Source organism: Wolbachia endosymbiont (group A) of Beris morrisii, assembly GCF_964028185.1.
GTDB lineage: Bacteria > Pseudomonadota > Alphaproteobacteria > Rickettsiales > Anaplasmataceae > Wolbachia.
The window spans coordinates 358,933-371,073 of record NZ_OZ034760.1 but is presented as its reverse complement, the minus strand read 5'-3'; the positions used below and the strand labels follow the sequence as shown (position 1 = coordinate 371,073).

Genomic DNA, 12,141 nt, shown 5'->3' with positions numbered 1-12,141 from the left:
TTGGACGAGGAAATGATGGAAGATTCTTCTTTTCAAGGAAAATTTTCAGTGCATTTGGTCGAAAAAGGTTTTATGAAGCCAGTGTGGGCAATGTTAGATAAGGCTAATTCTAGACAAATCAGGGAGTTCATATCTTCTGAAAAAGCGAATTATATACGTTCTATATTAGAGCAAGGAGATAATGAATCATTAAATAAGTTTTTAGCCTATGGTAAGTCTGCTGGTAAAGGACTTGATCAAAAGAACAAACCTGGTCCAAGTGGTGATTTAGCTGAAGTAGAAGTTAGAAAAACACATGGCAAGTCCAATGTAAGACTGGGCAAGTAAAAAACGTTATATATTGTTGGAGGATCCTATGCCAAATCAAGAGAAATCACAAGATTTTGAGTTAATAGAGTTATTAATTCGGGAAGCAGGTTCAAATCCAGGAGCCAGTCCGAGTACTTCAACTCAACAAGGAGGTGATTTTGAATCTTTCAAAGCAAGGTTTCAATCATATATTGACCAGATTCCATCATATTTACATTCAGTAGGTAAAGAAGGGTTTTTTTCGCATTTCTTTCTAGGAAGCTTTTCTACTTTGATAGACACAGAAATTGCAACAAAGTTAGATATTAAAAAAATTTATTTTAACTTTGATGATTCAAAAACTTTAAAAGTGGCTGTTATAAGAAAAGGTGGTATTACAAATCAGAAAAGCGCGATTGAGAAGGTAAATCTTTTTGTGATTTCAGAGTCTGATAGTAAGAGTAAAAAGTTTACTTATGGTGAGCTAGAAGAGATACTGGGTCAATCAAATTTACCTGCACAGAATCAACATATAAGAAGTGCTAGGGATGATCTTAAAGTTAAATTAGTAAAAATTGTTAAAACCACAGGGGAAATATCTGTTGAAGTAAAAGATGACAAGTTGGATAAGAATACTTCTACGGTACATAAATTCAAGGAGATAAAAAAAGGATTATGGAGTAAACCAGAAAGTGATATAGCTAAGCTTACCAATTCTGATGTAGAAAAAGTGAAAGAACCTGTTGAAAATATTCTAAAAAAAGTTAGTAAAATCCACTCTGAATATAAGGATTCGCTTATTTATGCTGATAAAGCGCGAGAAGCAGCACATCATGGATTTGTAGCAGGTGCTTTAGTAAATTTCCGCTATAGGCATAATCTCAGAGTTTACCTAGAGCAATTTGCAGGGAGAGGTTATGCTGATATCGTTCTAGTGCCTCGTGGTAAGGATAGATCATTAAATGCTGTTCCTATTATTATAGAACTGAAAGCTGCCACTAAAGAAGAGTTAAAAGAGTTAGAGAAAGGAGGTAAAGTAAAAGATGGGAGTCAAACTACACCAGCTATTGCATTAGAGCAAGCAAAAGATTATGCAAAAGGCTTTCAGCCAAATACAATGCGTGTTTTAACCGTTTCAGACAATGTGTTATGTGTAGGGTTAAATTTGGATTTAACTGAAGGTGAAAAGTTTTCAATCTATGTATCACCTCGTGGAGATAGAGAAATTGTTCCACCTACAATACAGGAACTTTTGAAGGAAGCCTCAGATTGGAATGGTAGAAAAGATACAACCACTAATGTTAAAGAAAAAATAAAACAGCCACTAGAACGTATTTATCACACATTTCCTGGTACGCCAGAGAAAGGAGGTAATTACTTTAGTAGATTTCTATTAGGGCAACTTCTTCTTGCTAACGAGTTCGAGAGAATTCATTTAGAGAAATCCGTATTTTTATATAATGAGTACCCACTTGCTTCTTCTACAAGGTTAGGTGCACAATCAACTGCGAGACCTGTGACAACATTCATGCTGACTAAGGGAAATCAAGGGCAGGATAAAGAGGTGTTTATTTTTCATATTAGAGAGGGAGGAAAAGGAGAGTTTAGTGAGAAGAAAATACCGATTGATTTATCAGCAGTCAGTAAAATAACAGAGGTATGTATAAGTTTACAAGAGGAAAGAAAATCAAATTTTTTCGATGTAGAGAAGGTTAATAGATATAATTCCTTGAATGAGTATAAAGGGGGAAAGGAATCTTTTAATGGAGAATGGAAAAACATTCCTTATCCTGCAGAGTTAAAGGAAACATTTGATGCAGTACTAGAGTCTCAGCTTGTTTCTTCACAAGATCGATCTCAATCAATAGGCAAGTATAAAGAGTTATTTGGAAAATTAGGTGAGGCAATGCTACCTTTTAAAGGTCTAATAGAAAAAGAAGCGCATACTCAAGCTGTATTTCACGGAGCATTTAGCCACTATAGTGATATAAAGCTAGTGGAATCACAAGAAAACAGAGCTTTGGTATTAACAGAGTTTCAAACCGGAAGGGGAAAACGTATTGATATGCTAGTTCATGGTATTAAGTTTGCAAATCAAGCTAGTAGTGCTAAAGAATACGATCCAGTAGGGTTAGAACTTAAAGGACCAAGGGAAGGTAAAACGGCTAATGCGTTAAAAGATGAGGCAAATAAACAAATAAGTGATGAGTATACGAAAGGTGTAACTTACAAAACACTTACTGATGGGAAGGAAGTAGATTTTGTAGGCGTTGTGTTTGATAAAGGTGCGAGTAATGCAGATTCTCTTATCTTAATGAGCAAAGATGAGTTTTCTTCTGTTAAAGTAGTTCATAGCTCTATCTTTAGTTTTAGTCAGCAGCAGCCTAAGAATAAATTTGACCCAAATCTTTGTGTACAGCAAAGTAGTAGAAGCAAGAGAAGTGTTAATCCTTGTTTATTTTCAAAGGGTGATGTGGAAAAGTTTAGTAAAGGAAAGGTAGATGAAAATAATGTAGATAAGATTATAATTGATAGCGAAAAATTCCTGACTTATGTTAAGAATAGTCGAGATGAAGCGAAAAATGCTCAGCTAGTAGAGTTCGTTGGAGATAAAAGTATTGAAGGTGATCGCAAGTACTTACTTGATAAGGTTGTTGCAGATCAAGGATATGAGCGCTATGTTCAGAATGAACGTATCAAGGATTTGCACGGTGACATTTCACAAAAAACTAGTAGTGCAACAAAAAGCTCAAAATTAAAAGGCAGATTAATGAATGCTGCAGGTGGAATACAATTAATAAGAGGAATCCATGGTGCCATTGTGTCTTGTAAGGATGGAACAGCAACAGATTGTGGATTAAATCTGGGTGGAATAGGATGGTCTTTTGCATCTCAACCAATTGAGAATGTAATGGTTAAAATTACTCCAAAAGTTGTAGCATCAGCTGAAAAGGTTGTGGGAAAAATTATACCAGGTACTTTAGGTAAACAGACAAAATTTGCTATTCGAGTTGTGGGAGTAAAATTTGGAAGTACAATAGCAAGAGGTACAGCAGGAGCTGTAACTGGCGTCTTTGATATTGTTGATATAGGCATGTCAGCAAACAATCTTGTTGATTGTAAAAAAAGAGAGAATAGTGATAATCCATGTGGAGAGAAAGAAATAAGAGATAATGTAGCATCTATATCTTTTTCTGGTGTATCATTTGTTTCTGGTGTCGCTCTTACAGCCGCTGGCATGCCGGTAGTTGGTATTGCAGTTGGATTTGGGCTCATGGTGGGTTACGGAATTTATAGTGGTGTTAGCAATATCGTGGAGTACAAGAAAAAGTACGATACAACCCATGGAGAAAACTGGAGCATATTTTGGAGAACGATTCTATTTCAAGATATGGCATCTGATGTGCAACACCTTGCAGATAGAAAAAACACAGTTGATAGTCTAGCTAAAGGAGTGTGGCAAGCTTTAAATAATGGTCCTAATAGTGTTGTTGCTTACGGTATTGGTCTTGGAAAAGTAAGCGGTAATACTCTTCGCCCGGACTACGCAACGATTATGATGAATAGAACAGATGCCAATGCAAAAAATCTTTCGCGTGTTATACCTAGTGATATTGAAGGTGCTAGCAGGATTTGTTTACCACAGATTACTAATCAAGATTATGAAAAAGGTATTAAAAGCTCAGTTAAGTTGGCTGTATACTACTGTGAAAACGCAATGGTTATTAGTCATAATAATAGAGTAAAAATGAAGCAAGAAGATAAGACAATTGTTTACGATCTACAAAATGTGAACGGAGGTGCTATTGTTGGAAGTAATGTGTGGAACAATAATTTTCTGATTTACTCAGGTACAGCAGGAATAGCTAGTGGCAATAATGTAACAAACAGATTTGTTCTTGTAAATAACCCTAGCTTTTCAGGCAAGATTATTGGTGGAAATAACTCTACTAATATACTTGATTTAAGCCAATTGAAAGATACAGTTATAGGAGTGAATATTAACTATTGTTTCAAACCTAGTGCCCATGGACAATTAAAGGTGAAAATAAATAATCGTTTGTTGATTGATGATTATGTTAGTAACAACCTCTTTAATTACCATTATATTGGAAGGCAGAGCAAAGTAGATGAGATCTTGTGCATGGGTTATTCTGAGCATTTTACAGGAATCGATAATCGTGACGTTATCATAGATAGTGGTGGTGGCTCTAACAACAATGAGAAAGATATAGTTGAAAATTGCAGAAAAGTAATTATTTCGCCGTATACTACAGTCAAGGGTGGAAAGAGCAATTATACTTTTTACGTAAAAGCTGCAGACTACAAAGGTAAGGGTTTATATTCAGAGATTGATGTGGATGGAACAGGAACTATAGTCTTTCCTGAATTTGATTTATTGAGTGATTGTGGTCAAATAACTTACTCTACAGAAAGTAATACTTTATCTTTGAAAATAAATTTTGGTCAAAACAATCAATTTACTCTTGATATAAAAAATTATGTTAATCAAAGCAGTAATAAACCTCACTTCGTGCTAATAGACAAAAATGGTAGTAATATCGTTCCTAAAATTGAAAGATCAGACTCACCAACTATGGAAATTAAATCATTTGAGTTACATTCAGAACATTCTCTAGATAATTTTGATGATGTTGAAAATCATTACAAAAAGATTCTAAATAATGACAAGAGCTATAAAGTTTTGAGTGTTATTAGAGGTAAAGTGCAAAATCAGAGTGATAGTGTAGTTCCACACATGGTTTTTGGTTCTCTGGAAGGTGATATAATAAACTTCGATCAAGGAACTGTGTTTGCTAGAGGAGGAAAAGGAAATGATGTATATGTTGTTGGTGATAGTATAGGTAATAAGGAAGTTAAGATTGATAATAATTCAGATGATGAAAAATTAGATATGCTACTTATGCCGGTAGTTAAAAAAGATTTTTCAATCCAGCAATGTGACTTACATTTAAATTATAATAACACTAGTATTCAAGTAAAAAACTATCTGCAAGGTCATAATTATAGGCATCTTATAGTTATGAATGACAGAGGAGAAGCCTTTATCCCTAATATACAGTCGATGTCATGTTCTCCATCTTCTTCAGAGAAGGGTAAATTAGTTACTTTTTTCCATGCTACACAAACTCAGAATATGTTTTTGTTACCTAAGGGTTTTCAAGACGATCATGTAGTGATTGATTCTAGTCTTGAAGATATCGAGAAATATAAAGATGAAGATGATCTCTTATTGATAAGAGAAAGTGGAATTCCTTTTATAATTAGAATAGAAGATTTTTACAATCGTCGAAGTAAATGGGGAGATGTTAATTTTCTTCTGTGGAACGATGGTAATTTTTCCCCATATTTGGGTTTACAGCAAGAGGTCAATGAAGTAATGGGTTATCAAGATAAACTTAAGAATGATTATGAAAAAATTTTAAAAGAATATAGTATAGATTTCACTAAGTCTATCAATATCACACATAATCAAGATGGTACTTTAACTTCGGTGGAGAAAGATGAAGAACGCATAGGAGTAGTGATATTAAAAGATATTACTCCAGATCGGATTAGGGTTTCCAGTAGTAATACAGATTTGGTGTTTTCCGACGAAGTATCTAACCATATAATCAATATAAAAAATTGGGATAATTCTGAATCTTATAGGATTTCTACATTGGAATTTGATTTAGGGTTAGAACCAATAATAATCCGGAGATTAGATAGGTTTAGTTTGTCTGATATAGCAGAAATACAAGATCTGATTAATAAAGCTTCAGAGATTTACCAAAAGAAGGCTGAATTAGAACTAAATAAACAATTGTTGACCGCAGTAAAAGATAGTGATTTTAATGAAGTTCAAGGTCTTGTAAATCGAGGTGCTAACGTTAATGCTAAAGATAAAGATGGTAAAACCCCTCTACATTATGCTTCACGTTCTATTCATCATTTAGGTATGGTGAAGTATCTTATAAGTAAAGGTGCTGATATTGATGTTAAAGATAACAGTGGTAGAACTCCTGAAGATGAGGAACGTTATACTAATTCTGATACAATGAGGCAAGTTTTTATGCAAGCACACTTAGATAAAGAATTGTTACTTACTGTAAAAAATGAAAAGGATCTAAAGACAATTAATGATATTATTGCTAAAGATATTGACGACAGAACGCATGGCGGGTTTTATTATACTTGGAGTGGTAACTTAGGCATAGTAGAGTTTCTTGTTAGTAAAGATGTGAGTGTTAATGCGACTGATAAATATGGCTGCACATTACTACACTGGGCTGCATTGAAAGGTCATTCAGATATTGCTAAGTTTTTAGTTGATAAGGAAGCTAATGTGAATGCTAAGGATATACTTGGCAGGACTCCTATGCACTTTGCTGTTATGAATAATCACAAGGATATTCAAGATGTATATGGTAGAGGTTATACATACACTACTGCTGAGAGCAATTATGAAGAGGTTATACAACTTTTTCTCATGAGAGGAGCAAGTATTAATGAGGCTGATAAAAATGGCGAGACGCCACTACACTTGGCTTCTTGGGGTGGTCATTTAGATACATTGCAGCATCTTATAAATAATGGGGCTAATATTAGTACTAAAGATAGTAGTGGCAAAACACCACTAGATATTGCTAGAGATAAGGGACATAATAATCTTGTACAGTACTTACAACAAACACAGTCAAGTCTAAATAGGGAATTGTTAACTGTAGTACAAGGTGGTGATCTTGATAAAGTTAAAGATTTTATAGGTAAAGGTGCTAGCCTAGATGCTAAAGATGAATATGGTCGGACATCACTATATTGGGCTTCTTGGAATGGTAATTTAGATGCAGTAAAATACCTTATAGGTAAAGGTGCTAGTATTCACGCTGAAGACAAGGATGGTAAAACACCTCTAGATATTGCTATTGATCAAAAGCATGACAGTGTCGCAGTATATTTACAACAAACACAATTAGGTTTAAATAAACAATTATTGGTTGCAGTGCGAGGTAATGATTTTAATAAAGTTAAAGATCTTGTAAGTAAAGGTGCTAGCGTAGATACTAAAGATAGTGATGGTTGGACACTACTACATCATACTGCAAGAAGAGGTTATTTAGAAGTTGCAGAGTTTTTGATAGAAAAAGGTGCTGATATTAATGCTGAGGATAAATATGGTAAAAAGCCTATACAGCGCGCTGCTGAGGACAATAATAAAAATATTATAACTCTCCTCCTCAGCAAAGGGGTGAATATTAATGATACTGATAGAAATGGTCGGACATCGCTATATTGGGCTTCTTATAATGGTAATTTAGATGCAGTAAAATACCTTATAAGTCAAGGTGCTAGTATTCAGGCCGGAGACAAGGGTGGTAAAACACCTCTAGATATTGCTAGAGATAAAGGATATAATAATATTGTAAATTATTTAGAGGAAGAGCTTAATAAAGAGAGAGAAAAACCTGCACAACGTAAACGTCGTCATCACCATGGAGATCACGATCGTCATCATATTCACTTATCACGTCAGCCTCTTGCTATAGATTTAAGTAATCAACCTGAAGTAGCAGCAAGTAGTAGCGCAAGGCCATCTTCGTGGATAAATAATTTTTTTAGTTGGGTAAAAAGCTCTATAGGTGGGATATTAGATTCCAAATCAAGCACTACAGCTAAGAGTCCAATCTCACAAATTGATGCACCAATGGATGTAAATGGCACAATAATGTTACTTGACATGCTCATTAGAAAAGTTACAGGTCAGAAGTATATTTCTACAGTAGATCAGTCTATATCCCCACTAGAAGCACAGGGCTATGCATTAAATATTACAGAGGGATTTGAGAAAGTAGTAGAGCAAGCTGGATTAAAAAGTGGTGTATCAATGCATCGATTAAATATTGATTTTGTGGAAATACAGAAAGAAGTTACAGGAAAAATCATGAGAGGTAAATTTGATGAGATTTCGGGAGTTTTAAACTCATAACTAGAAGAAGCATGTCCTGGTAGAGAAGCAGGATGCCCTGGTAAGTTAAGTCCGAAAAAGTTTGACAAGTTTATAGCTCAATTTAATAAGGGTCTGCTAAATCAATCAATAGAGCAGATATTACACAACAGAGATGGTAGATTAGAAGTTGATGGTACAAAAAAACAGCAGATGAGTTTAGAGCCTCAAAGTTATTTAAGTAATGCTTCAGTTCACAGCCATTCAAAGGACAAAGTATCAACTTGTCTTTCTGATGTAGGAGTAACCAAGCTTGGAAATACTTTGAGTAAGTAGATGAGAATATGGAAGGTATAATATGCCAAGTAGTGGAAAATTTAAAGTGAGGGTGGCAAAATTAGCCAAAATAATTAGGGAAACCAGTAGCAAGTTTGATAGTCTTAATACTAAAATGGATGAAGTAGACATTAAATGCTAAGTGGTTAATGTGTTTTCCATATTGAACTTACAGTACGTAGCTTTGATATAGAAGTTTGGGGTATCCGTTCAGGGGAGTGGTTTAAGAAACAATAGATAGAAGGTTTTGGAAAGGATTGAGACCCATTTGTTTCCATGTTAAGTATAACGAAATTATCCGCTCAAGGAATGTGTTTCCTCGCTGTGATTGTGTAAAATATGAGTTTTTACGGTAAATGACATAGTGTCGTATCTGTTGTTCAGCGTGATTATTTGTCAATGGAATATTTTCTGAGTCATCTAAAAAATTCCACATCATTCTTTCGTATCCGTTCAGCGGAGTGGTAGAATAAGGTAGACAAGGTGATCTAAAAAGATAATCATAGAGCAAAAGTGAGATAATATGGTAAACCTTTTAGAACTTTGCAAAAATTTACAGCAAAAAATAGAAAGGTTAGAAGCAAAAATAGAAAGATTGGAAAAAGAGAATGAAAGTTTAAAGGCAGAAAATAAGGCTTTAAAGATAGAAAATGCTGAGTTAAGAGAAAGACTCGGTTTAAGCTCAAAAAATTCATCAATACCAAGTTCCAAAGAGTTGTATAAAATAAAAAAGAATAAGCCGAAAAGCGAAAGGAATATTGGCGGTCAGGTTGGTCATAAAGGAAGTTTTCGCGCCAACATGGATGCAGATGAGGTGATAAAAGTAGAATTGTCATCTACTTGCGAATGTGGAGGGGAGATTGCAATATGCAAAAAACCGTATATTCACCAAAAAGTTGATCTTCCGGAAATTAAGCCTTATGTAGTGGAATATCAGTTGGAACATGGCTGCTGTCGAAAATGTGGAAAAAGAAAAAGTAGCAAACTACCAGAAAGGGTAACGTCAGATACGTTTGGACCAAGGGTTAAGTCAATAATTGCAGCGTTTAGCGGGTTTTACAAAAATTCAAAACGCGAAATAGCGAGTGTCGTAAATGATATCTTCAATTTGAACATAAGCGTCGGTAGCATATCAAATAGTGAACATAGAGTTGCTTCAAAATGCAAAAAAATGTATGAGCAAATCGAACAAGAGATAAGTAGGAGTAAAGTTCTACATATTGATGAAACGAGCCATTATAACAAAGGTAAACTCGCTTGGTGTTGGATGTTTGCAAGCAATACGGCAAGTTTTGTAAGATTTACAGAATCAAGAGGAATGAAGGTTTTACAAAATAGCAAGTTCTGCAATCGCAATAGCTTAGTAGTAACCGACAGGTACGCAGCATACAACTACTTTGCCGATAAAAACAGGCAAATCTGTTGGGCACATTTATCAAGAGATTTTGAAAGATTAGCACATAGTTGAAATATTGAAGTTAAAGTTCTGGGTTGTTACTTGAGAAACGTGGCCACTGAATTATTTGCACTAAAAAAAGCTTTACTAAAAAGTGAGATAGATGTTTTGAGGTTTGTCAGACGTGCCAGAAAGTTGCGAAAACGTACAAGGTATTACTTGAAGGAGATATTCCACCTACCTGAAGCAATTGGAGCTTCTCGAGTTGCCAAAAATATTTTGAAATCTGAAAGAATGATGTGGAATTTTTTAGATGACTCAGAAAATATTCCATTGACAAATAATCACGCTGAACAACAGATACGACACTATGTCATTTACCGTAAAAACTCATATTTTACACAATCACAGCGAGGAAACACATTCCTTGAGCGGATAATTTCGTTATACTTAACATGGAAACAAATGGGTCTCAATCCTTTCCAAAACCTTCTATCTATTGTTTCTTAAACCACTCCCCTGAACGGATACAGGTTTTTAGCCACAGCTATTTTAGCCTGTTTTTCGCCCTCTTCTCTCCCTTCCGCTTTGCCTTTTTCCTGGCCGATTTGGATGGCTTTTTTTACCTATGAGCTGTATTGTTGTAATATTGTATAGTGAGATTTTCTGTTATCCAATCTGGTACTTCTCTACCTTTTTCCCACTTAGCAAACCTCATCTTTTCTTTTAGGTAATATTCTCTATAGGCTTCTATTGGATTACCACATTTATATCGATCAGGTAACGCTTGTGTAAAAGTTTGTATATCAGCTGATTGAAAAATTAGCAAATCCTTATTATTATCACACCAATCTATAATTTCTTCAGATTTATGCTTTCTTTTGTATCGCCAAGTATACTCTGTACATAACTCTTTTCCATACTTTATCAACCAATGAAAGTTTCCTTGTGATTGTCTAGCCCATAAAGAACAAGGATGATTATTATGAGTAAGTTTATATGGAACTTCTACATTTGGGTTTGTGATACTGACAAAAGAATTTGGCACTTTTAATGCTGTTGAAAAAACATTACTAAGTAATTGAGCAGTTTCTAATGGCATCTTCACTATATGCTTATCACATAACATTTGTGCTGAAATTACTGGATTTTCATGTAATATAAAGATATTCATCTTGAGTATTGAAAGACAAAATCAACTTAAGTTTTTGATCTCATCAGCTGTAAGGCCAGTAGTTTGAGCTATGATATCAATAGAAACACCTGCTTTAAGTAAATTTTTTGCAACTTCAATTTTACCTTTTTGATGGCCGATTTGGATGCCTTCTAGTCTACCTTTTTGAGTAGCATCATCAAGTTTTTGAGCGAGGATAGCTTGTTCATCACGAATACGCTTTATTTCTTGTTCATAGGCAATAAACTCTTTTTCTGACCAGTTAAACCTATTTAGCTCTTCATAAGCTTTTTTGATTATGAAATCACTTCCTATTATCCTTTCCAATTCTTGTTCACTTGTTTCATCAGCATACTTAAAAAAATACACCCATTTCTCAACTATATTTTCCAGCTGATCCTCTTTGGTTTTCGGAAATTTCGGCAACTCAATAAAGATGAAATAAAAATCTTTTAAATCATGTTCATTAGTATCTTCATCCCGAATAGTGTGCTTTGATTTATATTCAGACTTATCTGGAAACAGGACACAATCAGCAATAGCAATAAAGATAATCTCCTTAAGATGATGGTATTGATCACCTTTATCGGCCTGTCTGGAATAAGCTTTAGCAGCATAGTATTGGGCACGTTTTTCAAAGCCCTTGGTTTTAGCGACCTGCATTTCGACTATTACTTGCAGCCCATTTTCATCTCTACAAAGAACATCAACAATACTTTGTTTTTTAGAGGCAATATCAGGGTCTTGAATAGTACTTAAAAACTCTATATCCTTTATTGCACTTTTGCCGGTGAAGCCAAGGATGTCATTGAGGAAGTGAATAAGAATATCCTTATTTTTTTCCGTACCAAAGATACGCTTGAACGATATATCATTCTTTGGATCGAGAAACTTCGAAAGAGCCATGATAAGTTAACCTAGAAAGCATTGGTAATTATACACAATTCTGAAGAAATATTCAACTAAAATTGAAACGTAGAAGTTTTTGTATATCTTTAT

At 34.5% G+C, this 12,141-nt stretch carries 4 protein-coding genes and 2 pseudogenes; 3 read left to right on the top strand and 3 right to left on the bottom strand.

The genetic code is table 11. The annotated features are described in order from the left end of the window. The first annotated feature begins 12 nt into the window (after nucleotides 1-12). The gene (locus ABWU69_RS01845; protein ID WP_353285323.1) at nucleotides 13-327 is read left to right on the top strand and encodes a hypothetical protein; all 315 of its coding nucleotides are present in this window, start codon (nucleotides 13-15) and stop codon (nucleotides 325-327) included. A 28-nt stretch (nucleotides 328-355) separates the two neighbouring features. Further along, on the top strand, nucleotides 356-8,278 hold the full coding sequence (locus ABWU69_RS01840; RefSeq protein ID WP_353285322.1) for an ankyrin repeat domain-containing protein: 7,923 nt from the start codon (nucleotides 356-358) through the stop codon (nucleotides 8,276-8,278). Between the two features lie 517 nt (nucleotides 8,279-8,795). Here ABWU69_RS01840 and ABWU69_RS01835 read toward each other — a convergent pair. Next, nucleotides 8,796-9,017: pseudogene (locus tag ABWU69_RS01835) on the bottom strand (IS66 family transposase); the annotation flags it as partial. A gap of 78 nt (nucleotides 9,018-9,095) precedes the next feature. Between ABWU69_RS01835 and tnpC the strand changes: the two are divergent. Then, nucleotides 9,096-10,478, top strand: a pseudogene (gene tnpC, locus ABWU69_RS01830) (IS66 family transposase). Between the two features lie 112 nt (nucleotides 10,479-10,590). Here the strand turns inward: tnpC and ABWU69_RS01825 are convergent. Together ABWU69_RS01825 and ABWU69_RS01820 are read right to left on the bottom strand one after the other, a co-directional pair. Continuing rightward, nucleotides 10,591-11,142, bottom strand: coding sequence for a pyrimidine dimer DNA glycosylase/endonuclease V (locus ABWU69_RS01825; protein ID WP_353285321.1), 552 nt, complete (start codon nucleotides 11,140-11,142; stop codon nucleotides 10,591-10,593). Nucleotides 11,143-11,163: 21 nt separating this feature from the next. Continuing rightward, nucleotides 11,164-12,048 carry an Rpn family recombination-promoting nuclease/putative transposase gene (locus ABWU69_RS01820; RefSeq protein ID WP_353285320.1) on the bottom strand — a complete coding sequence of 295 codons (885 nt, stop codon included), beginning with the start codon at nucleotides 12,046-12,048 and terminating at the stop codon, nucleotides 11,164-11,166. Nucleotides 12,049-12,141: the final 93 nt, after the last annotated feature.

Excerpts from the sequence above, each read along its gene's own strand:
- ABWU69_RS01845 (WP_353285323.1), top strand. The coding sequence starts at position 13 with ATGATGGAAGATTCTTCTTTTCAAGGAAAATTTTCAGTGCATTTGGTC.
- ABWU69_RS01840 (WP_353285322.1), top strand. The coding sequence starts at position 356 with ATGCCAAATCAAGAGAAATCACAAGATTTTGAGTTAATAGAGTTATTA.
- ABWU69_RS01825 (WP_353285321.1), bottom strand. The coding sequence starts at position 11,142 with ATGAATATCTTTATATTACATGAAAATCCAGTAATTTCAGCACAAATG.
- ABWU69_RS01820 (WP_353285320.1), bottom strand. The coding sequence starts at position 12,048 with ATGGCTCTTTCGAAGTTTCTCGATCCAAAGAATGATATATCGTTCAAG.